Origin of the sequence: Mesorhizobium ciceri biovar biserrulae WSM1271 (assembly GCF_000185905.1) — a bacterium.
Lineage (GTDB): Bacteria > Pseudomonadota > Alphaproteobacteria > Rhizobiales > Rhizobiaceae > Mesorhizobium > Mesorhizobium ciceri.
Genome location: NC_014923.1, coordinates 4,298,539 through 4,319,301, shown reverse-complemented (window position 1 = coordinate 4,319,301; position 20,763 = coordinate 4,298,539). Strand labels below are relative to the sequence as shown.

The 20,763-nt window shown below is 62.4% G+C and carries 19 protein-coding genes; 8 read left to right on the top strand and 11 right to left on the bottom strand.

Translation table 11 applies throughout. The annotated features are described in order from the left end of the window. Window positions 1–22: 22 nt before the first annotated feature. Window positions 23–751 carry a GntR family transcriptional regulator gene (locus MESCI_RS20960; RefSeq protein ID WP_013531950.1) on the bottom strand — a complete coding sequence of 243 codons (729 nt, stop codon included), beginning with the start codon at window positions 749–751 and terminating at the stop codon, window positions 23–25. Between the two features lie 8 nt (window positions 752–759). After that, complete coding sequence (locus MESCI_RS20955) at window positions 760–2,040, bottom strand: D-amino acid dehydrogenase (protein WP_013531949.1); 1,281 nt, start codon at window positions 2,038–2,040, stop codon at window positions 760–762. A gap of 221 nt (window positions 2,041–2,261) precedes the next feature. On the opposite strand from MESCI_RS20955, the gene MESCI_RS20950 reads away from it, so the two are divergent. Further along, window positions 2,262–3,059 carry a maleate cis-trans isomerase family protein gene (locus MESCI_RS20950; RefSeq protein ID WP_013531948.1) on the top strand — a complete coding sequence of 266 codons (798 nt, stop codon included), beginning with the start codon at window positions 2,262–2,264 and terminating at the stop codon, window positions 3,057–3,059. 31 nt (window positions 3,060–3,090) lie between these two features. Here the strand turns inward: MESCI_RS20950 and MESCI_RS20945 are convergent, their stop codons facing one another. The 5 genes from MESCI_RS20945 to MESCI_RS20925 all read right to left on the bottom strand — a co-directional run bounded on the left by MESCI_RS20945 (window position 3,091) and on the right by MESCI_RS20925 (window position 7,231). After that, on the bottom strand, window positions 3,091–3,882 hold the full coding sequence (locus tag MESCI_RS20945) for a molybdopterin-binding protein (protein ID WP_013531947.1): 792 nt from the start codon (window positions 3,880–3,882) through the stop codon (window positions 3,091–3,093). 1 nt (window position 3,883) lies between these two features. Then, window positions 3,884–4,765, bottom strand: coding sequence for a cytochrome b/b6 domain-containing protein (locus MESCI_RS20940; protein ID WP_013531946.1), 882 nt, complete (start codon window positions 4,763–4,765; stop codon window positions 3,884–3,886). Window positions 4,766–4,862: 97 nt separating this feature from the next. Beyond that, window positions 4,863–5,540 carry a DUF1345 domain-containing protein gene (locus MESCI_RS20935; protein ID WP_013531945.1) on the bottom strand — a complete coding sequence of 226 codons (678 nt, stop codon included), beginning with the start codon at window positions 5,538–5,540 and terminating at the stop codon, window positions 4,863–4,865. A gap of 23 nt (window positions 5,541–5,563) precedes the next feature. Then, on the bottom strand, window positions 5,564–6,034 hold the full coding sequence (locus MESCI_RS20930; RefSeq protein ID WP_013531944.1) for a YaiI/YqxD family protein: 471 nt from the start codon (window positions 6,032–6,034) through the stop codon (window positions 5,564–5,566). 69 nt (window positions 6,035–6,103) lie between these two features. After that, entirely contained in the window at window positions 6,104–7,231 is a 1,128-nt protein-coding gene (locus MESCI_RS20925) for an S-(hydroxymethyl)glutathione dehydrogenase/class III alcohol dehydrogenase (RefSeq protein ID WP_013531943.1), read from the bottom strand. Between the two features lie 210 nt (window positions 7,232–7,441). On the opposite strand from MESCI_RS20925, the gene MESCI_RS20920 reads away from it, so the two are divergent. From MESCI_RS20920 to MESCI_RS20910, 3 genes are all read left to right on the top strand, one after another. Continuing rightward, window positions 7,442–9,454 carry an acetyl-CoA carboxylase biotin carboxylase subunit gene (locus tag MESCI_RS20920; protein ID WP_013531942.1) on the top strand — a complete coding sequence of 671 codons (2,013 nt, stop codon included), beginning with the start codon at window positions 7,442–7,444 and terminating at the stop codon, window positions 9,452–9,454. A 107-nt stretch (window positions 9,455–9,561) separates the two neighbouring features. Continuing rightward, entirely contained in the window at window positions 9,562–13,089 is a 3,528-nt protein-coding gene (dnaE, locus tag MESCI_RS20915; RefSeq protein WP_013531941.1) for a DNA polymerase III subunit alpha, read from the top strand. Between the two features lie 67 nt (window positions 13,090–13,156). After that, window positions 13,157–13,960, top strand: coding sequence for a potassium channel family protein (locus tag MESCI_RS20910; protein WP_013531940.1), 804 nt, complete (start codon window positions 13,157–13,159; stop codon window positions 13,958–13,960). 12 nt (window positions 13,961–13,972) lie between these two features. On the opposite strand, the gene MESCI_RS20905 is transcribed toward MESCI_RS20910, so the two are convergent. Beyond that, entirely contained in the window at window positions 13,973–14,854 is an 882-nt protein-coding gene (locus tag MESCI_RS20905; RefSeq protein WP_013531939.1) for a DMT family transporter, read from the bottom strand. Window positions 14,855–15,052: 198 nt separating this feature from the next. On the opposite strand from MESCI_RS20905, the gene MESCI_RS20900 reads away from it, so the two are divergent. After that, window positions 15,053–15,559: a hypothetical protein gene (locus MESCI_RS20900; protein ID WP_013531938.1), complete on the top strand. Its 507-nt coding sequence runs from the start codon at window positions 15,053–15,055 to the stop codon at window positions 15,557–15,559. Here the strand turns inward: MESCI_RS20900 and MESCI_RS20895 are convergent. Further along, complete coding sequence (locus tag MESCI_RS20895; RefSeq protein ID WP_013531937.1) at window positions 15,556–16,884, bottom strand: DNA polymerase IV; 1,329 nt, start codon at window positions 16,882–16,884, stop codon at window positions 15,556–15,558. The genes MESCI_RS20900 and MESCI_RS20895 overlap by 4 nt on opposite strands. Window positions 16,885–16,949: 65 nt before the next feature. On the opposite strand from MESCI_RS20895, the gene MESCI_RS20890 reads away from it, so the two are divergent. Then, window positions 16,950–17,525: a GNAT family N-acetyltransferase gene (locus MESCI_RS20890; RefSeq protein WP_013531936.1), complete on the top strand. Its 576-nt coding sequence runs from the start codon at window positions 16,950–16,952 to the stop codon at window positions 17,523–17,525. A 107-nt stretch (window positions 17,526–17,632) separates the two neighbouring features. Then, window positions 17,633–19,165, top strand: coding sequence for a hypothetical protein (locus tag MESCI_RS20885; protein WP_013531935.1), 1,533 nt, complete (start codon window positions 17,633–17,635; stop codon window positions 19,163–19,165). A gap of 10 nt (window positions 19,166–19,175) precedes the next feature. Here MESCI_RS20885 and MESCI_RS20880 read toward each other — a convergent pair whose 3' ends face one another. Next, the gene (locus tag MESCI_RS20880; RefSeq protein WP_013531934.1) at window positions 19,176–19,829 is read right to left on the bottom strand and encodes a hypothetical protein; all 654 of its coding nucleotides are present in this window, start codon (window positions 19,827–19,829) and stop codon (window positions 19,176–19,178) included. Beyond that, window positions 19,826–20,125, bottom strand: coding sequence for a DUF3572 domain-containing protein (locus MESCI_RS20875; protein WP_013531933.1), 300 nt, complete (start codon window positions 20,123–20,125; stop codon window positions 19,826–19,828). The genes MESCI_RS20880 and MESCI_RS20875 overlap by 4 nt, the downstream gene beginning before the upstream one ends. Window positions 20,126–20,371: 246 nt before the next feature. Between MESCI_RS20875 and MESCI_RS20870 the strand changes: the two genes are divergently transcribed. Continuing rightward, entirely contained in the window at window positions 20,372–20,743 is a 372-nt protein-coding gene (locus MESCI_RS20870) for a response regulator (protein WP_013531932.1), read from the top strand. Window positions 20,744–20,763: the final 20 nt, after the last annotated feature.

Genomic DNA, 20,763 nt, shown 5'->3' with positions numbered 1-20,763 from the left:
TTAATCGGTTCCGGGATGCTGGTCAGATCTGATCGACGTCGACGTATATCCGGGCCAGGCCTTCCCGGACGGTCGACATGGCATCGGCGACACTGATGTCGATGTGGTCATGCATGAGCCTTGCGGCCGTGTCGGCATCGCGAGCTACCATGGCTCGGGCGATTTCGCTGTGTTCGGTGTAGGTCGTCGACAGTCGCCGGTGCTTCTCCACTTCGATCTTGCGAACGAAATGGATGCGCGTGTTGATGCCTTCGAGCATGCGCGCCAGTTCGGGATTGCCTGACAGCCTGGCGATGCGGATGTGAAACTCCTCGTCCCTGGCGGTCAGCTCGGCGCTGGAAAACGAGTCGGCGCGCGCCATGGTGAGCGTCCACCAGTCGACGAGCGCGGCGAGCTCTTCATTGGTCGCGCGCTGGATCGCCAGCCTGACGGAGCGCTCCTCAAGCACCGCCCGCACGTCGGAAAGATTGACGACCTCGTCGACATCGAAGCCGCGGCAAAAGAAGCCGCGATTGGTCTGGAAGGTGATGAGTTCCTCCGTGACCAGCCGCTGGAGGGCCTCCCGGATCGGGCTGCGGCTGACATTCAGCCTCGCGGCAAGCGCCACTTCGTTGATGCGCTCGTTCGGCTTGAAGCGATAGTCCATCGCCATGCGACGGATCTCTTCATAGACGCGCGGGCCGGTCTTGATCGGCTTGGATGCCAACGCCGCATCGTCGTCCTGGTTGCTGTGCCTGGTGGGTCGGAGCATGGCGTCGGTCAAGCCTTTGCGGCGCTTGGTTCGGCGAACCGCGCCTGTGTGGGAAGGATACCGTCGAGGGCGATCGGCGCAGCCCGGCCGGCGATCAGTTCGGCGACGATGCGGGCCGATCCATGCGCCATCGTCCATCCAATATGGCCGTGGCCGGTGTTCAGCCAGAGGTTCTTGATGTTGCGCAGGCCGAGGATCGGCAGATTGTCGGGCGTCATGGGTCTCAGGCAGGCCCGCATTTCGGCGCGATCATAGGCGATACCGCGCGGGAACAGGTCCTGCGTGACGCGCTTCATGAAGGCGAAATCCGAAGGCTTGTGGCTGCGATCATAGCCCGCGAATTCCGCGGTGGCGGTGACGCGGATGCGATCGCCCATCGGCGTGATGGCAACGAGATTGTGCTCATCGATGACGGGGAGTTTTGGAGCCAGCGCCGGGTCGACGATGGGAATGGTCAGGGAATATCCTTTGACCGGATAGATCGGCAAACCAAGGCCGATCTTGCGGGCGAGGATCGGGCTTTCGGCGCCGAGACACAGAACGTAGGTGTCGGCCAGAAATTCTCCCTTGTCGGTGACGACCCGGATGATCGCGTCATTCCTGCGTTCGATCCCGACGATCCTCGTGCTTGTCAGGATCTTGCCGCCCCTCGTTTCGACGATGGCCGCCAGCGCGCGCGTGAACTTGGCGGCGTCGCCGGTTTCATCGGTTGGACACATTATGCCGCCGGCAATGCTGCCGCGCGACGAAGCCAGCGCCGGCTCGCGGTCAATGATTTCCTGTGCGTCGACAATGCGGATCTCCTGGCCGTCGGCCTCCAGCAGGCGCATGTTGGCGACGCCCTTGTCGAGCGCCTGACGGCTGCGGTGGAAGTAAAGGATGCCGGCCGAGGTCCTGTCGTATTGGATCGATTCCTCCCTGACGACCGCCTGCAGGACCGATTGGGAATGGACCGCAAGCCGATGTTTGAGGAGGGTGTTGCGACGCGCTTTGGCGGCCGTGCATTCCCTGAGGAAGCGCAGCGACCAGCTGTAGAGATGCGGGTCGGCGGAAAGTTTGAAGCGAAGCGCCTGGTCTTTCAGGAACAGCGACTTCAGCAGGATTTTTGGCGCGGCTGGTGATGACCAGACGAAGGAGTGACCGGGCGCGATCATGCCTGCATTTGCCCAGCTCGCGCCCTCGGCCACCTGCGGTGCCTGCTCGAGAACAGTGACCGCGTGGCCGTCCTTTTGCAACTGATAAGCGGTGGTGATCCCGACCACGCCGCCGCCCAAGATCAATACGCGCATTGCTGTCCCGAAGGGCTGTGTTCCTATTGTCGACAATTCAATAGGAAGACGCCGATCCCTGTCAACGGTGAATGGGTCGGCGACGGACAAGCGATCCGCGCAAGCGCAAAATTCAGGCGTTTACCGGTTCCCAGGATCTGCACAGAGCCCTTGACAGTTTCGGCAATATCGCCGTTTCTATTGTCGACAATTCTGATTGGCATCAGGGAGGGGACTGCGCCATGGACGCCCCGGTTAGCCGCGCCGACGACACGCTTGTCCTCGACAAGGAACACATTCCCTTCAAGACCGATGACGGTATCGGCACGCGCGCCAATCTCGGCCTGCTCGTGCTGCGGACCGACCAGACCATCGAGGATGAATTCCGGTATGCGCTGCCCGCGCGCGACATCGCGCTGTACGAGGCGCGGCTCTACAGCGATGTCGAGATCACACCGGAAAACCTGATGAAAATGTCGGCGGTAATCCCGGCAACGGTGGGACTCTTGCCCGACGTCAAGTTCGATGTGATCGGCTTTGCCTGCACGTCGGGAGCGCTGGTCATCGGCGAGGATAAGGTTGCCGAGCGCGTTCACGAGGTGCTGCCTGGTGTGCAGGTGACCAATCCGGTGACCGCGGCACGCGCCGCGCTGAAGGCCCTGGGGGTCTCGAGGATCGCGCTGCTCACCCCTTACTTGGCGAAAATCAATCATTCGCTGCGGGCATCGCTGATGGCGCGGGGGATGGATATTCCGGTCATGGGCTCCTTCAACGAGGCGGACGACAATGTCGTTGCACGCATCACGCCGGCATCGGTCAAGCAGGCCATCTTGGAAATCGGTGCGTCGAGCGACTGTGATGCGGTGTTCGTTTCCTGCACCAGCATGCGCGTTGCCCGCATCATCGAGGAGGTCGAGAAGGAGTTGGGGAAACCGGTCACCTCCAGCAACCATGCACTTGCCTGGCATATGCTGCGGCTTGGCGGCATTGGCGAGCAGATTGCCGGAAAAGGCGAGCTGTTTCGCCGCTCGCTAGGCTAGCATCTTCAGCGCCGGATTTGCGGTGTGCAGCTCAGATCCCGCCGTACCAGTCATAGCCATTGTCTTCCCAATAGCCGCCCCTGCCACCGCCGACATCGGCAAAGCCGTCGACCAGTTCGATCTTGTAGAGATATTTCGGCATCTTGTAGCCGAGCTGGCGCTCGACGCGAACCCGCAGCGGCGCGCCGTTCTCGACCGGCAGCGGCTTGCCGTTCAGGCCGTAGGCGAGGATCGTCTGCGGGTGACGGGCATCGATGAGGTCGATGGTGCCGTAATATTTGATGTCGCCCGACAGGCTGCGGTCGATCGTGTCGAGGCAATGGAACATGACATAGCGCGCCTGCGGTTTGACCACCGCCTGGTCCAGCACCAGCGACAGCGGCGTGCCGGTCCATTTGGCTATGCAGCTCCAGCCTTCGACGCAGTCATGGCGGGTGATCTGGGTGCGGCTTGGCATGTTCTGGAGCTGCTCGCGGCTGAGCGACAGCGGCTTTTCGACAAGACCCGTCACTTCCAGACGCCAGTCGGCGAAATTGTTGGCGAGCAGGCCCTTGTAGACGTCGTCATCGGGAGCGGTGACGCCGTTCGGCCGCTGCGGCTGGCGGATATCGGCCTCGGTGAATTCCGGCGCCAGCGCACCGCGTCCGGCGAGCAGGCGTTGCGCCCGGTATGTCAGGCCATTGGCGTTTTCGAGGAAACTGCGCAGGCCGCTGCCGACGCTTAGCTGGCTGTCAAAGGCGTCGCAGCCCGACAGCATGATACCGGAAGCGCCAAGGCCGGCAGCGGTCAGGAATTTGCGGCGGCTGATCTCAAACTTCGCCATGTCAGGCACTCCTCTCGGCTGTATTGTCGTTCTGTGCGGGAGGATCGGTGCGGTACCAGCCGGTGATGATCGAGCGCAGCTCGTTGATCGGGCCGGCGGCCAGGATCATCAGGATATGGACGACGAAGAAGGCGACCAGCAGCACCATCACGGTGAAATGGATGGTGCGTGCCGTCTGCCGGCCACCGAGCAGATCGTTGAGGAAAGGCAGCACCGAGTTCATGCTTGGCGACATCGCCAGACCGGTGATGATCATCAGCGGCAGCAGCACGAACAGAACCCCGCCATAGGCCATCTTCTGCAGCGTGTTGTATTCGCGCGTGTGGTGGAATTTGAGCTTGGCGTGGTCGACGATGTCTTGCGGCAACCGCTTCAAATCGTCGAGGCGTGGCGCGAGATCGCGGCGGATGTGACCGTTGACGATGCTGGCGACCAGCCAGACGATCAACGTCGTGGTGAGTATCCAGGCAAAGAAGAAATGGATGACGCGCGCAGTGCCGAGATCATAGTAGGACGGGATGGTCGCCCAGGACGGGAAGGCGCGGGACGTCTCCTGGCCGGCCGGACCCGACCAGCCGAGCACCCCAGTGGTGTTGAAGCGTTTGCCGAAGATCTCCGTGTAGCCGCGCGGACCCGCATCGGAGTTCTCGGCGCCGATGGCGAAGATGGTGTTGTTGTAATCGAAGCCCGATTGCTTGCCGATATAGAGCTGCGGACGGGCATTGAAGATCTGCAGGCCGGACAACAGCATGAAGAACAGCGAGATGGCCCACAGCCAATGCGTCAGCCGCGTCCAGCGCGACTGCCGGTAAATCAGCGTTTTGTCGTTCGACGCCGAAGCGCCTGGATCGGCGGCGGATTGGCTTCTGGCAACGGATTCCATCGTGTTTCGTCTCCCGGCCTCGCGGCATGGCCTGCGCGCTCATTGTCCTCCTGATACGTCGCGATCCAAACCGATGTTTCATCCGATCACGGATTTATTACGGACCGCCCAGGCTGACGGCGAGATTGACGGCAGCGGCGACGATGACCGTGTTGAAGAAAAACGACAGGATCGAGTGGACAAGCACGACACGACGCATATGCGTCGTCGAGATGTTGGTGTCGGCGGTCTGCGCCGTCATGCCGATCACCGTCGAGAAATAGAGGAAGTCCCAACCCTCCGGCCGTTTGTCGCCCGGAAACAGCAGTCCGCCGACCGGGATTTTCTTCCTGGTCTCGGCATCCATCGCATCGCCATCCATCCAGTAGACATGAGCATAATGGAGCGCTGCCATGGCATGGATGGTGAACCAGCCGAGCGGGATCGACAGCAGCGCGAAGAAGAGCTCGATGGGATGGCTTCTGTCCTTCTGATTGATCAGCAGGAACAATGCGACAACGGCAACGCCGACGACGACAAGCGTCACGGCGAAGATGACCAGCACCGGCTGGTCGGTGGCGCGCGCATTCTTGCTCAGATACCTGCCGGTGAACTTCGGCATCTGGGCGACGACGAGAATGACATAGGCGGCAAAGAACGCGTTGGCGCCGATCGAATAGGCAAGCGGAGCGTGCAGCAGCAACGCCACCAGAAGCGCAAAGACGCCGAAGCAGGCAGACACAGCAAACAGCATGTGGCGCTGCATGGGTTTGTCTATCGGAGCTTCGGCGGCCATGGTGGTTCCAGCCCTGGATAGCGCTAATCCGGTGTGGCCGATTTCATGGCACGCCGCAAGATGCGATCGAGTTCGCCCAGAAACCGCGACCGGTCTTGCGGCGCGAAGCTGGCATTGTAGCCCTTGCTTTCGCCGGTCTCGCGCAGATGCTGCTTCAGGTCGCGCATCGCCACCGCCATGCCGATCGTTTCCGGCGTGAAGGGACGTCCGGTTGGCCCAAGCACATGGGCGCCAAGCGCCACCGCGCGGGCGGCCAGCGGAATGTCGGCGGTGATCACAATGTCGTTGGTGCGTGCATTGTCGACGATCCAGTCGTCGGCGGCATCAGCGCCCTTGGAGACCACGACATTGCGGACCATCGGATCGCGCGACGGCCGCAGGCCGCCATTGGAGACGTAGGTGACAACGACGCCATGCCGGTCGGCCACTTTTTCGACCTCGGCCTTGACCGGGCAGGCGTCTGCATCGACGAGAATGGCGGGGAGTTCGCTCATGTTTCTTTTCTCCTCCCATTGTGAACCACGGAGGCCGCGCGCCGGTTGGACCGCGGCCTGCGATCTTCCTCAGTAAACCACGACGCTTCTGATCGATTTGCCCTCATGCATGAGATCGAAACCCTTGTTGATGTCCTCGAGCTTGAGCGTGTGGGTGATCATCGGGTCGATCTGGATCTTGCCGTCCATGTACCAGTCGACGATCTTCGGCACATCGGTGCGGCCGCGCGCGCCGCCGAAGGCGGTGCCCATCCAGGTGCGGCCGGTGACCAGCTGGAACGGCCTGGTCGAGATCTCCTGGCCGGCGCCGGCAACGCCGATGACCACCGACTTGCCCCAGCCGCGATGCGAGGCTTCGAGCGCCTGACGCATGACCTTGGTGCTCCCCGTGCAGTCGAATGTGTAGTCGGCGCCGCCGATCTGGTCGGCGCCACGCTTGGTGATGTTGACGAGGTAGGGCACGACATCGCCGTCGATCTCCTTCGGATTGACGAAATGCGTCATGCCGAAGCGCTCGCCCCACTCCTTCTTGTCGTTGTTCAAATCGACGCCGATGATCATGTCGGCGCCGGCAAGTTTCAGGCCCTGGATGACATTGAGGCCGATGCCGCCGAGGCCGAAGACGACCGCGGTGGCGCCGATCTCGACCTTGGCGGTGTTGATCACGGCACCGATGCCGGTGGTGACGCCGCAGCCGATGTAGCAGATCTTGTCGAAGGGCGCGTCGGGGTTGACCTTGGCCAGTGCGATCTCGGGCAGCACGGTGAAGTTGGAGAAGGTCGAGCAGCCCATATAGTGAAAGATCTTGTCCTTGCCGATCGAGAAGCGCGATGAACCATCGGGCATGAGGCCCTGGCCCTGCGTGGCGCGGATCGCCGTGCAGAGGTTCGTCTTTCTCGACAGGCAGGACGGGCACTGGCGGCATTCCGGCGTATAGAGCGGGATGACGTGGTCGCCCTTCTTGAGCGAGGTGACACCCTTGCCGACATCGACGACGACGCCGGCACCCTCATGGCCGAGGATGGCCGGAAACAGACCTTCCGGATCGGCGCCCGACAGTGTGAATTCGTCGGTGTGGCAAATGCCTGTCGCCTTGATCTCGACCAGCACTTCGCCCTCGCGCGGGCCCTCGAGGTCGACCTCCATGATCTCCAGCGGCTTTCCGGCGGCGACAGCGACAGCGGCGCGGGTTTTCATCAGGCGTCCTCCAATGCGAATTTTTTTCCAAGGTTTCAGGTTTTGCCGACACGATCAACTGGCAGATCAACTGGCAGCTGGCTCCCCGACTGGGCCACAGCGATGAATTGGAATCGCAAGTCGATTGAAAGGCAGTGAATTGCATGGTCGGCTTGACCCTGCAAGCACAGGCCATAAAAGGAACGGCCGACCCGAGGGATGACATTTCGCATGTTCACCAAGATCCTGATCGCCAATCGCGGCGAAATTGCCTGCCGCGTCATCAAGACGGCACGCAAGATGGGCATTGCCACGGTCGCGGTCTATTCGGATGCCGATCGCGACGCCGTGCATGTCGAGATGGCCGACGAGGCGGTGCATATCGGGCCTTCGCCAGCCGCGCTGAGCTATCTCGTCCCTGAAAAGATCATCGCCGCGTGCAAGGAGACGGGAGCCCAGGCCGTGCACCCCGGCTACGGATTCCTGTCCGAGCGGGCGGCCTTCTGTGAGGCGCTGGAAGCGGAAGGCATCATTTTCATCGGCCCGAAGCCCAAGGCGATCAAGGCGATGGGCGACAAGATCGAATCGAAGAAGTTCGCCAACGCCGCCAAGGTTTCCACCGTGCCCGGCTGGCTCGGCGTCATCGAGAATGCCGATCATGCCGAAAAGATCGCCGGCGAAATCGGTTATCCCGTGATGATCAAGGCTTCGGCCGGCGGCGGCGGCAAGGGCATGCGCATCGCCTGGAGCGAAGCCGAAGTGCGCGATGGCTTCGACCGCGCGCGCTCGGAAGCCAAGAGTTCGTTCGGCGACGATCGTCTCTTCATCGAGAAATTCGTCGTCGATCCGCGCCACATCGAAATCCAGGTGCTGGCCGACGCGCATGGCAACGCGCTCTATCTCGGCGAGCGCGAATGCTCGATCCAGCGACGCAACCAGAAGGTCGCCGAAGAGGCGCCGTCGCCATTCCTGGACGCCGCGACACGCAAGGCCATGGGCGAGCAGTCTGTGGCGCTGGCCAAGGCCGTCGACTACCAGAGCGCCGGCACGGTCGAATTCATCGTCGACAAGGACAAGAACTTCTATTTCCTTGAAATGAATACACGATTGCAGGTCGAGCACCCGGTGACGGAGCTCATCACCGGCATCGATCTGGTCGAGCAGATGATCCGCGTCGCCGCCGGCGAAAAGCTTGGCCTGAAGCAAAGCGACATCGAGCTGAACGGCTGGGCGGTGGAAAGCCGGCTCTATGCCGAAGACCCTTACCGCAATTTCCTGCCTTCGATCGGCCGGCTGACCCGCTACCGGCCGCCGGAGGAAGGACAATTCGGCGATGTCGTCATCCGCAACGACACCGGCGTCACCGAAGGCTCCGAAATCTCGATGTTCTACGATCCGATGCTGGCCAAGCTGTGCACCTGGGCGCCGACGCGTCTGGAAGCCATCGATGCCATGTCGGAAGCGCTCGACAGCTTCGTCGTCGACGGAATCGAGCACAACATTCCGTTCCTGGCTGCCTTGATGCAGCATCAGCGTTGGCGGGAAGGGCGGATATCGACCGCTTTCATATCGGAGGAATATCCCGACGGTTTCGCGCCGGTCGTGCCGAACGACGACGAGAAAGCGGTGCTGGCGTCGATCGCGACCGCAGTGGAACTGCTGCGACGTGATCGGCTTGACCGGCTGGGCGGGCGCCTGGCGCCGCATTCGGGAGCGCTGAAGCGCGACTGGGTCGTGAAGATCGATGATGACTATCTGTCGGCGTCCATCATCGAGGGCATGATTTCCATTCCGATGGAAGTCGATCTGTCGATCGCGGGCGGCAAGGCGCTGACCGTTGCATCCGACTGGCGGCCGGGCGATCTGGTCTGGCGCGGTACGGTCGGCAAGCGCAAGGTTACGGCTCAGGTCAGGCCGGTCGCCAATGGCTTTCGCATCGCCTGGAAAGGCATGTCGGTGACCGCGCGCGCCATGCTGCCGCGCACCGCCGAACTGGAAAGGCTGATGCCCGAAAAGGTGGCGCCGGACACGTCGAAGCTGCTGCTTTGCCCGATGCCCGGCCTTGTCGTGTCGATTGCCGTTGCCGAAGGCCAGGAGGTCAAGGCAGGCGAGACATTGGCTGTGGTCGAAGCGATGAAGATGGAAAACGTGCTGCGTGCCGAACGCGACCTTGTCGTCTCCAAACTCAACGCCAAGCCTGGCGACAGCCTGGCTGTCGACGCCGTGATCATGGAGTTTGCTTAGGGCTAGCCGGGCAGGCAGCCTGTGATCAGCAGTGGTTTGTGCTGGACTGGCATCGCGCGGTCCCGGACAATACATCTCCATCGACTCAAGGACCTTCACGCAGCACCATGGCCGACGAAAAACTCCCCCGCGATCCCTTGAAGCGCGAAGCGGCGATTGCTGCGGCGCGGCCGGAGGCCCCGGCGCGGCCCTTCGTCCATTTGCGCGTGCATTCGGCCTATTCGCTGCTGGAAGGCGCCTTGCAGATCGGCAAGGTGGTGGCTCATGCGGTCAAGGACGAAGCCCCGGCCATCGCCGTTACCGACACCAACAACCTGTTCGGCGCGCTCGAATTCGCGCAGAAGGCGGTGAAGGACGGCATCCAGCCGATCATCGGCTGCCAGACGGCGCTCGCCTTTTCCGGCGAAAACAGCGATGGCCAGCGCGACCGCCGACGGCAAGGTCCCGATATGCGGCCGGTCGTCCTGCTTGCCGCGACCGAGGCGGGCTATTCCAATCTGGTCAGGCTGGTCAGCCGCGTCTACCTCGAAACGCCGCCGGGCGAAGCCGTGCACCTGACCACCGAAATGATGGAAGGCTATTGTGACGGGTTGATCTGCCTCAGCGGCGGACCGCGCGGACCGATCGGCACCGCGCTCAAGGAAGATCGCCGCGATCTGGCCGAAGCCCGGCTTTTGACTCTCAAGGATATGTTCGGCGACCGGCTCTATGTCGAGCTTGACCGGGTTTCCGGTTATGATCGCGTGATCGAAAAATCCTCGATCGATCTGGCCTATGCCCATGAACTGCCGCTGGTCGCCACCAACGAGGCGTTCTTTTCCTCTCGCGACGACTATGATGCACATGACGCGCTGATTGCCATTGCCGAGGGATCGGTCGTTGCCGCCGACAACCGCCGCCGGCTGTCGCCCGACAATTTCCTGCGCAGCCAGGCCGATATGGCAAGGCTCTTTGCCGACCTGCCGGAGGCGATCGACAACACTGTCGAGATCGCGCTGCGCTGCTCCTATTACCCGAAGAACCGCAATCCGATCCTGCCGCGCTTCACCGGCGGCGATGTCGCCGACAATGACGCCGCCGTGCAGGCGGAAGCCGACGAACTGGCCCGCCAGGCCCATGAGGGGCTCGACGCGCGCCTTGCCATGCATGGCCCGACCGCGGGCTATACGGTCGAGCAATACCGCGAGCGGTTGAACTTCGAGCTTGGCATCATCACCAAGATGAAGTTTCCCGGCTACTTCCTGATCGTTGCCGACTTCATCAAATGGGCCAAGGCGCAAGGAATTCCGGTCGGGCCTGGCCGCGGTTCGGGCGCAGGCTCGCTGGTCGCCTATTCGACCACCATCACCGACATTGATCCGCTGCGCTTCTCGCTGCTGTTCGAGCGCTTTCTCAATCCCGACCGCGTGTCGATGCCCGACTTCGACATCGACTTCTGCCAGGATCGGCGCGAGGAGGTCATCCGCTACGTCCAGCAGAAATACGGCCGCGACCAGGTCGGCCAGATCATTACCTTCGGTACGCTGCAGGCGCGCGCCGTGCTGCGCGACGTCGGCCGCGTCCTGCAGATGCCCTATGGCCAGGTCGACAAGCTCTCCAAGATGGTGCCGCAGAATCCGGCCAATCCGGTCAAGCTCGCCGACGCCATCGCCAACGAGCCACGTTTTGCCGAAGAGGCCGAGAGGGAGCCGATCGTCCAGACGCTGCTCGACATGGCGCAGAAGCTGGAAGGCCTCTACCGCCATGCCTCGACGCACGCCGCCGGCATCGTCATCGGCGACCGGCCGCTCTCGGAGCTGGTGCCGATGTACCGCGATCCGCGCTCGGACATGCCCGTCACCCAGTTCAACATGAAATATGTCGAGCAGGCCGGACTGGTGAAGTTCGACTTCCTCGGCCTGAAGACGCTGACCGTGCTGGAGACGGCGGTGAAGCTGATCCGCCGGCGCGGCATCGAGATCGACCTGGCAACCATCCCGCTCGACGATCCCGAGACCTACGCCATGCTGTCGCGCGGCGAAGTGGTCGGCGTGTTCCAGGTGGAAAGTGCCGGCATGCGCAAGGCGCTGATCGGCATGCGGCCCGACTGCATCGAGGACATCATCGCGCTGGTCGCACTGTATCGACCCGGCCCGATGGAAAACATCCCGACTTACAACGCCCGCAAGCATGGCGAGGAGGAGATGGCCTCGATCCATCCCAAGATCGACCATCTGGTGAAGGAGACGCAAGGCGTCATCGTCTACCAGGAACAGGTGATGCAGATCGCGCAGGAGCTGTCGGGCTACTCGCTCGGCGAAGCCGATCTGCTGCGCCGCGCCATGGGCAAGAAGATTCGCGCCGAGATGGACAAGCAGCGCGAGCGCTTCGTCTCCGGCGCGGTCGAGCGTGGCGTCGGCAAGCCGCAAGCCGACTTCATTTTCGACCTGCTGGCCAAGTTCGCCGACTATGGTTTCAACAAATCGCACGCCGCCGCCTATGCGGTGGTTTCATACCAGACCGCCTATCTCAAGGCGCATTATCCGGTCGAGTTCCTGGCGGCGTCGATGACGCTCGACATGGGCAACACCGACAAGCTCGCCGATTTCCGCCAGGACGCGCTGCGCCTCGGCATCGAGGTGCTGGCGCCGTCGGTGACATCGAGCTTTCGCCCCTTCGAGGTCGGTGAGAACCGCATCTATTATTCGCTGGCAGCGCTCAAGGGCGTCGGCGACGCGGCGGTCGAGCACATCGTTGCCCAGCGTGGCGAAAAGCCGTTCAAGAACCTCGCCGATTTCTGCGAGCGGGTCGATCCCAAGATCGTCGGCAAGCGCGTCTTCGAAAGCCTGATCATGGCCGGCGCGCTCGACTGCTTCGGCCACGACCGCGCGTCGATGATGGCGGGCGTGGAACGCATGATGGGACTGGCGTCGCTGGCGCAGCAGAACGCGGTTTCCGGACAGCACGACATCTTCGGCGCCTCGCTCGGCGCCCAGTCGCAGGCACTCAATCTGCCGGCGACAGAGCCGTGGCTCGCCGCCGACCGGCTGCATCGTGAATTCCAGGTGGTCGGCTTCTACCTCTCGGCCCACCCGCTCGACGAGTACAAGGCGGCCCTGCAGAAGATGCGGGTGCAGACGTGGGCCGAGTTCTCGGCGGCCGTCAAACGCGGTGCCGCCGCCGGCCGTCTGGCCGGCACGGTAACATCCAAACAGGAACGCAAGACGCGCACCGGCAACAAGATGGGCGTCATCGCCTTTTCGGATACGTCAGGCCAGTACGAAGCCGTGCTGTTTTCGGAAGGACTGGCACAGTATCGCGACCTGCTCGAGGCCGGCCGCTCCGTCGTTATCACCGTTGCGGCCGAGGACAGGCCGGAAGGCGTCAATCTGCGCATCAACTCGGTGCAGTCGTTGGAGGATGAGGCAAGTCGCATCCAGAAGGCGCTGCGTATCTTCGTGCGCAACGCCACGCCGATCAACACGCTGGCCGGCCAACTGACCGTCAGGGGCGAAGGCCAGGTCAGTTTCGTGCTGATCAAGGAAGAAGGCGAGGGTGAAATCGAGATAGAGCTGCCGAACCGCTACCGTATCTCGCCGCAGATCGCCTCGGCGATGCGCGCGGTGCCGGGCGTGGTCGAAGTGGAATTGGTGTGACCCCCGCTCTTTTCGGCGCGCGGCAATCAGCCGGGCGGTCGCTGCCGCCAACGCCAGCGCAGTCAGCATGAAGCCGGCGCAGAGGAATGGGTCGCAGGCGGTTTCGGTCTTGGCGCGGCTGCGTGACCGGCTGCGCAAGCTTTATCATGGGCGCACGCCGGCCGCTTTCCGGTTCCAACTGGTGGCCGTCGTCATCGACCTCGCCATCATCGCCTTCTTCATCGCGACGCCGGTTCTCCAGGACAAGCCGTCATTCCTCTGGCTCGACTATTCGGCGGCCGCGCTGGTTGCCGCGGACCTCGCTGCCCGCCTGCTTGCCTCCAAGAACATGCTGCGGCTGATGAAGCAGCCGACGTCGTGGGTCGATGTCTTCATCCTCTTGACGCTGCTGATGCCAACGGCGTTCGCCAATCTCGCCTTCCTGCGCATCCTGCGGCTGTGGTCGCTGTCACGCAGCGGTTCGCTCTGGCGGCATTTCGAGATGCGAGGCCTGCGGCCGTGGCGAGAGGCCAGCCACGCGGTCATCAACCTTTTGACCTTCCTGTTCGTCATCACCGGCTTCGTCTACACGTTCTTCTTTCGCACTGGCGCTGGCCTGGAAAACTATATCGACGCGCTTTATTTCACTGTCGCCACGGTGACGACGACCGGCTTCGGCGACATCGTGCTGCCGGGCATGGCCGGCAAGCTGACGGCAATCGTCACCATGATCATCGGCATATCGCTGTTTGTCAGACTGGCTCAGGCGATCTTCCGGCCAGCCAAGGTGTTGTTTCCCTGTCCGCAGTGCGGCTTGCGGCGGCACGAGCCGGACGCCGTGCATTGCAAGGCCTGCGGCCATCTTCTCAACATACCCGACGAAGGGAACTGACGGCCGGCGGGACTACGACGCCGCCACTTCGGCCGGCTTTATCTGCCTGCGCTGCAGATTGAGCAGATTGCCCATCAGGATCAGCAGCGCGCCGCCGGCGGTGAAGGCGTCGATCTGCTCGCTATAGAGCAGCCAGCCGATCAGTGCCGATAGCGGCACGCGTAGAAAATCCATCGGCGAGACGATGGTCGCGTCGGCATAACCAAGCGCGCGGGCCATACAGAAATGCGACGACATGCCGGTGAAGGCGATCAGCACGATCCATGGCCATAGCTCCAGTGGCGGGTTGCGCCACGTATAGAGTGCCGGGATGAGACCGACCACCGACTGGACAATCAGCATCCAGCAGATGATGCGTACGACGCTGTCCGTCCGGGTCAGCGACTTGACGGTGACCACCGAGATGCCGAAGCATGCCGCGGCGCCCAGCACGACCAGATGTCCAGGATCGACCGAGCCGACACCGGGGCGCACGATGATCACCACGCCGATCAGCCCCAGCGCGATCGCTGCCAACTTCGGCCGGTTCAGCCTTTCGCCCAGAAAGATCACCGCCAGGATAGCTGTCCAGATCGGAGTGGTGAATTCGATCGAGATCAACACGGCCAGCGGAATCAAGGTGAGGGCGTAGAGCCATGCCGCCTGGCCCGTGTAATGGATGACGTTGCGGGCGATATGGGCAACCGGGCGCTGCGTGCGCATGGCTTGAAAGCCGCCACTCATCATCACCAGCGGCAGCAGGATGAAGAAGCCGATCACGGAGCGCAACTCCAGCACTTGGAAGACGTTGAGCTCCGCTGTCGTGGCCCGGCCGGCGACCGTCATGCCAAGGAACGAGGCGATAGACAGCGCCATCCAGAACGCGGCCTTGGGGATCGAGGGGGTGGGTGCCATTCGCGCTATGTCGCAGGCCAGCACCTCTGCCGCAACCGCTAGCCAAGGCATTCTTCTGGGCCAGTCGCGACTGGCTCGATGTTGTAAAACAGTCATGTGGCGGGCGGAACCTGAAACGGTAGGTGGCGTTGAGTCCCGATGGTCAGCCGTGCTCGTGGATCGCCCCGCCTTTTTTCGAAAACGACAAGGAGAGCTTCGATGAGATCCTTCGCGCAATTCGCGCTTACCGGCGGTCTATTGGTTGCGGCAGGCGCAGCACATGCCGACGAGACCCAATTTCTCCAGTCGTTCAAGGGCAATTTCGCCGGCAAGGGCACTGTCCAGGTAACCACGGATGCTCCGAACGTCACCGTATCGTGCAGCTTCAAGTCGAATGCGACCTCAACCTCGCTATCGCTGGATGGAAATTGCCGCGGTCTCATTGTGGTGTCGCGGGCCATCAGCGCCAATCTGAAAGTTACAGGTGCCAAATACAGCGGCACCTATGTCGGCTCTCGCACGGGACCGGCGCAACTCAACGGCAGCCGTTCGGGCAATGCGATCAACCTGGGCATTCGCTGGGCCAAGGAGGTCAATGGCGACCGAAGGGCGCAGATGAAGGTCGAGAAACGCGGCGAGAACGGCATGCGGCTGACCGTCATCGACACCGACCCGAAAACCGGCAAGAGCGTGGTGACGAGCAGGATAGACTTGCAGCGCACCTAATCCTCGAGCGGCTCCGGCGGATGGGCATCGCGGCCCTTGCCGAATGTGTAGCCGGTTTCCACCGCCTTGCGGCCGAACTTGTCGCGCAAGGCATCGATGGCGCCTTCGGCCATGGCGCGCTTGCGCGACTGGATGTCGACCAGATCGGGCGGGTCGGCCTTGTCGTCGTCCGAGAGGTCGCTGACGCCGATGCCGAGCAGCCGATACTTCGTGCCGTCGGTTTCCTTGCGCAGAAGCTCCACCCCAGTCTGAAAGATGCGGTCGGCGAGCCGGGTCGGGTCGCCGAGCTGGCGATTGCGCGTGCGCAGCTTGAAATCCTGGCTCTTCAGTTTCAGCACCACGGTGCGCCCGGCAATGCCTGACTTTTTCAGCCGTGCCGAAACCTTTTCCGAAAGACCCCTGAGAACCGCGATCAGTTCCTCCAGCGACGCGATGTCGGTGTCGAAGGTGGTTTCGGCCGATACGCTCTTGGCGTCCTGATCGGGATCGACGCGGCGGACATCCTCGCCGCGCGAAAGGTGGTAGAGCCGGTCGCCCATCGTGCCATAGCGGCGCATGAGGTCGCCGCGATCCATCTGCTGCAGCTGGCCGATGGTGCGGATGCCGTCACGCTCCAGCGTTGCGTTGAACGCCTTGCCGACACCCCAGATCATGGTCACCGGCTGCGCCGCCAGGAAGCCGACCGCCTCGGCTTCGCCGATGACCGAGAAGCCGCGCGGTTTACGGAAGTCCGACGCTATCTTGGCGAGGAACTTGCAGTAGGACAGGCCGGCCGAAACAGTGATGCCGATCTCCTTCTCGACCGCCAGCGCAAAGCGCGCCAGCACCACAGCGGGTGGCAGGCCGTGCAGTCGTTCGGTGCCGGCGAGGTCGAGAAACGCCTCGTCGATCGACAGTGGCTCGACCAGCGGCGTCAGCGCCTGCATCATGGCGCGCACTTCGCGGCCGACGCGGACGTATTTTTCCATGTTGGGGCTGATGACCACCGCCTCCGGGCAGGCTTCGAGCGCCTTGAACATCGGCATGGCCGAGCGGACCCCCTGGATGCGGGCGATGTAGCATGCGGTGGAGACGACGCCGCGCTTGCCGCCGCCGATGATCAACGGTTTGTCCTTGAGCGCCGGATTGTCGCGCTTTTCGATTGCCGCATAGAAGGCGTCGCAATCGATATGGGCCAGATGCAGCCGGTAAAGCTCGGGATGACGCGCAAGCCGGGGGCTGCCGCAGCGCTCGCAGCGGCGCGTCTGGCTGCGCTGAAGCATCAGGCAGTCGCGGCAAAAACCGTGATCGGGATTGTTGACAGGGGCCGCCATCGCTGCGAACATAAAGAGAACAGAGGCAATGGTACGACAGTGCAAGGCCAGCGACAAGGCTGGCCTGGGGAGAACGCATGAGCACGACCATAGCGCCGCTTGCGCCCGAGCTTTGGGCTGAATTCGAGGACCTCTTCGGCAAGCAAGGTGCCTGCTACGGCTGCTGGTGCACGCATTTCCGGCTGGCGCCGGCGATGCGTCGCGAGAGCAGCCGGGAACGCAACAAGGACCACATCAAGGCGCGCATCGAGGCCGGCCCGCCGCCGGGCCTGCTGGCATTCGAGGACGGTCAGGCGGTTGGCTGGATGCAGATCGGACCGCGCGCCGACGTGCCCGAATGGAACAACCAGGGCAGGGGGTCGGCACCGGTCGATCCTGCCGACGCCACGGATCCGGCCGTCTGGGCCATCTCCTGCTTCTTCATCCGCACCAAGGCGCGCGGCAGGGGCATCACGCATCGCCTCGTCGAAGGCGGCATCGATTTCGCCCGCCTGAACGGTGCACGGCTGCTCGAGGCTTGTCCGATAGATCTGTCTCGCGATTCGCGTTCGATCGGCCTGTTCGTCGGCTCGTCGCGGGTCTTCGAGAAGGCTGGTTTCGAGAGGCTGTTGGAACGCAAGGCCGGTCGGCCGCTGATGCGGCTGGTGCTTTGATCGAGATTGCCTGCCCGGATGCCGTTGTCGATCTCACCTTGCGGTTGCAGCGGTAATTTCATACCAGACGGACAAAGCCTTTCTTCTCGGTCAAACGGAGAATTCGCGTGAACCGTGCCCTGCCATTCGTGTTCCTTCTTGCGTTGAGTGCCCCTGCTCTCAGTCAGACCGTCGACAGTCAGGGTGCGAAGCAATTGTCCGATGACTTGTCCCGCTATGTCGGCAAGCAGGCCATCGACAAAGGCATTTTGAAGGTTTCGCTGGAAGGTGGTGCCTACAAGATCCTGTTCGATTTCAAGGCACTTGCCGCATCATTTCCGGACCAGAAACTGCTGAAGTTCGACTTCGCGCCCTATGCCCTGATGGTCAAGCCGCGCAGCGACGGATCCTGGGATGTCTCGATGGATTTCTCCCAGAGCGCCTCCTTCGAGTTCAACGGACCCGAAGGGCTGCAAAGCACTCAATTTTCGATCAAGGACGGCAAGGGCTCGGGCGTCTACGATCCAAATCTGGCGGCCTTCACCAGCGGCACCAGTTCGATGGCCGGCATGACGATGGCGTCGAAGGATGCCAAGCAGCACATGGAGGCCAGCACCGGCGCTGGCATCGCGACCGTTGCCGCGACCAAGTCGGCGACCGGGGGCGTCGATTTCATAACCTCGCAGAAGGTGTCGAGTTTTGTCGAAGCGATCAATTTCGATGACCCCGAGAGCGGGCTGAAATTCCCGGTCACCGTCAGGTCGCCGGAACTATCGGTCGAAGCCAGCGGCAAGGGCGTGCAGACCAAGCCATTGCTCGATCTCCTGGCATTTGCTGTGGCCAACGAGGACGAGGCGACGCTGAAGGCCAACCAGGCGCAGCTCAAATCGCTTTTGTTCGCCGCCTTACCGCTTTGGCAGCGTATCGACGGGACCTATGGTTTCAAGGATTTCGCGGTGGAAAGCCCGGTCGGCAATTTCGGCGCCACCCAGTTCAGCACCGTGTTCGGCTCCGACGGCGTCGCCCAAAATGGCACGATCACCTACGGCATCAAGGCATCGGGACTGACCGTGCCGACCCAGCTTCTCCCGAGCTGGAGCGTGGGGTTGTTGCCCACCGATGTCGATTTGAACTTTGGCGGCGCCAATATCGATCTCGACAGCATGGCGAAGAAGGCGATCGAAGCCTTTGATCTCAATAAGAATCCGCCGCTGTCTGCCGAATTCGGCGAGCAGCTTAAGGCCGACTTCATGGCCAAGACGCCGAAGGTCGTGCTTGGCCACAGCACCGTGAAGAACAAGGATACGGAGATCGCCCTGGAAGGCGAGATGACATTCCCAGGCGAAAAGCCCGAAGGTAGCGTGACCGTCGATGTCGCCGGCTTCGACAAGCTTGTCGAGGGCCTGCAGGAAGCGGCAAAGTCGGAACCGGAGGTGGCCCAATACGTGCCAGTCGCTCTCATGGCGAAGGGCTTTGGCAAGACGCTGCCCGATGGCCGGCTGGAATGGATCGTCAACGCCAAGGCCGACGGTTCGGTCACCGTCAATGGCGTCATGCTGAAGCCTGCCGATCCGGCCGTGGACGACAGCGTGGACGATGGTGACGGCGACGATGACAGCGGGGACGACAGCGGCGGCGCAGGTGCGAAACTGAACCCCTGAAGGCTGGAGTTTAGAGCCCCAGCGCGCTTGCGATCTTCGGCGCGGCTTCGTGCCAGTCCTGGACGACGACCACATCGTCCGTCACCGGGGGCAGGAATGCGCGCAGCGAATTGTCGGCCATCAGGTGGAACAGTTCGGCGTCGGCGACCGATTCCCGCACCGACGCCAGATTGTGCGGCTGATCGTCGACGAAGACCACCGGTCGGCCGGCCTTGCCGCGAAGCTTGGCCACTGCCGGTCCTTTGGCCATTTCAGTGGTCAGAAGCGGGTAGCTCAGTCCAAGCGCGTCGAGATGGACACGACGCACGGCACGGTGTTTGTGCGGCATGGCCGTCAGCAAGATGATTTCCGCGCGGTCGCCAAGTCCTGCCAGAGCCTCTGCCGCGCCGTCCGTAATGTTTTGCCAATCGGCTTGCGTGTCAAAGAAATCGCCCAGCAGTGCCGTGACTTCGGGCTGTTCGATCAGGCGGCCGCTGGCCGTCTCTGCGATGTTGCCGGTCAGCCGGAACGAGGCCAGCGTCAGGCCATAGCCACGCGTCTTGAGGAAATTCGGAAACGGGCGGATGAATTCGAGCACGACATCGTCGACATCGAGCACCAGCAACGGCCGGTTGTCGGCTGCCAGTTCTTCGATCTGGCGCGCTGTTTCTGGATCATCGCTCATATGGAATGCTCGTGGTTGTCATCGCCCAGCGGCAGCGACCGCAGGGCCTTGCCGACAGCAGCCGGCGGGGTGCCGGTTTCCTCGGCAAAGCGCATCAGCGTCGGCTCGTGGGCGAGGATGAATTGCAGGACACCAGCCAGGAAACCTGGCTCACTGGCGGCTTTGCGGATCGAATGGACCTCTATGCCGGTGATAGCCAGAAAGCGCGGCAAAAGCTCCGGATCGGAGGCGACAAAGCCCAGGGCCTTCACGGCAATCGAATCCGCTTCTTCGCGCATTGACGCTGCGTTTGCCATCACTACCTTCGGTGTGTGGAATGAGTCTCTCCCGCAGTAATGGCAAGAGTTGCTTGCGGCAAGCCATTAGAGCGTGGCGCGCCCTTTGGACGCGCAGGCGACGAGGTGGAATTCGCGCTGTTTTCCAGCCGCGGATTTCCGTTTCGTCAATCATATTGCCGTAAAGTGAAGCAGGGTTTGGTGCGTTCAGACATGGGCGCATGACGGTCGCCTTCGAAGCGGAAGGGCGGCCGGGACGGGATATCGATGCCGAAGAAGGTTATGATCGTCGAGGACAATGAGCTCAACATGAAGCTCTTTCGGGACCTCATCGAGGCAAGCGGTTACGAGACCGTGCGCACCCGCAACGGTCTGGAAGCGCTCGATCTGGCACGCCAGCACCGGCCGGATCTCATCTTGATGGATATCCAATTGCCTGAGGTGTCGGGGCTTGAAGTGACCAAATGGCTGAAGGAGGACGACGAACTGCACGTCATCCCCGTCATTGCCGTGACCGCCTTCGCCATGAAAGGCGACGAGGAACGTATCCGCCAGGGTGGCTGCGAGGCTTATATCTCGAAGCCGATTTCGGTGCCGCGTTTCATCGAAACCATCAAATCCTATCTGGGCGATGCGTGATGTGCCCCTTCAGCCGAGTC

What these genes read in the sequence shown, in the direction of transcription:
- MESCI_RS20875 (WP_013531933.1), bottom strand. Translation starts at nt 20,125, where the DNA reads ATGGCAAACGCAGCGTCAATGCGCGAAGAAGCGGATTCGATTGCCGTG.
- MESCI_RS20930 (WP_013531944.1), bottom strand. Translation starts at nt 6,034, where the DNA reads ATGAGCGAACTCCCCGCCATTCTCGTCGATGCAGACGCCTGCCCGGTC.
- MESCI_RS20945 (WP_013531947.1), bottom strand. Translation starts at nt 3,882, where the DNA reads ATGGCGAAGTTTGAGATCAGCCGCCGCAAATTCCTGACCGCTGCCGGC.
- MESCI_RS20900 (WP_013531938.1), top strand. Translation starts at nt 15,053, where the DNA reads ATGAGATCCTTCGCGCAATTCGCGCTTACCGGCGGTCTATTGGTTGCG.
- MESCI_RS20910 (WP_013531940.1), top strand. Translation starts at nt 13,157, where the DNA reads ATGAAGCCGGCGCAGAGGAATGGGTCGCAGGCGGTTTCGGTCTTGGCG.
- MESCI_RS20935 (WP_013531945.1), bottom strand. Translation starts at nt 5,540, where the DNA reads ATGGCCGCCGAAGCTCCGATAGACAAACCCATGCAGCGCCACATGCTG.
- MESCI_RS20890 (WP_013531936.1), top strand. Translation starts at nt 16,950, where the DNA reads ATGAGCACGACCATAGCGCCGCTTGCGCCCGAGCTTTGGGCTGAATTC.
- MESCI_RS20895 (WP_013531937.1), bottom strand. Translation starts at nt 16,884, where the DNA reads ATGTTCGCAGCGATGGCGGCCCCTGTCAACAATCCCGATCACGGTTTT.
- MESCI_RS20960 (WP_013531950.1), bottom strand. Translation starts at nt 751, where the DNA reads ATGCTCCGACCCACCAGGCACAGCAACCAGGACGACGATGCGGCGTTG.
- MESCI_RS20920 (WP_013531942.1), top strand. Translation starts at nt 7,442, where the DNA reads ATGTTCACCAAGATCCTGATCGCCAATCGCGGCGAAATTGCCTGCCGC.
- MESCI_RS20925 (WP_013531943.1), bottom strand. Translation starts at nt 7,231, where the DNA reads ATGAAAACCCGCGCCGCTGTCGCTGTCGCCGCCGGAAAGCCGCTGGAG.
- MESCI_RS20905 (WP_013531939.1), bottom strand. Translation starts at nt 14,854, where the DNA reads ATGGCACCCACCCCCTCGATCCCCAAGGCCGCGTTCTGGATGGCGCTG.
- dnaE (WP_013531941.1), top strand. Translation starts at nt 9,562, where the DNA reads ATGGCCGACGAAAAACTCCCCCGCGATCCCTTGAAGCGCGAAGCGGCG.
- MESCI_RS20940 (WP_013531946.1), bottom strand. Translation starts at nt 4,765, where the DNA reads ATGGAATCCGTTGCCAGAAGCCAATCCGCCGCCGATCCAGGCGCTTCG.
- MESCI_RS20955 (WP_013531949.1), bottom strand. Translation starts at nt 2,040, where the DNA reads ATGCGCGTATTGATCTTGGGCGGCGGCGTGGTCGGGATCACCACCGCT.
- MESCI_RS20880 (WP_013531934.1), bottom strand. Translation starts at nt 19,829, where the DNA reads ATGAGCGATGATCCAGAAACAGCGCGCCAGATCGAAGAACTGGCAGCC.
- MESCI_RS20950 (WP_013531948.1), top strand. Translation starts at nt 2,262, where the DNA reads ATGGACGCCCCGGTTAGCCGCGCCGACGACACGCTTGTCCTCGACAAG.
- MESCI_RS20870 (WP_013531932.1), top strand. Translation starts at nt 20,372, where the DNA reads ATGCCGAAGAAGGTTATGATCGTCGAGGACAATGAGCTCAACATGAAG.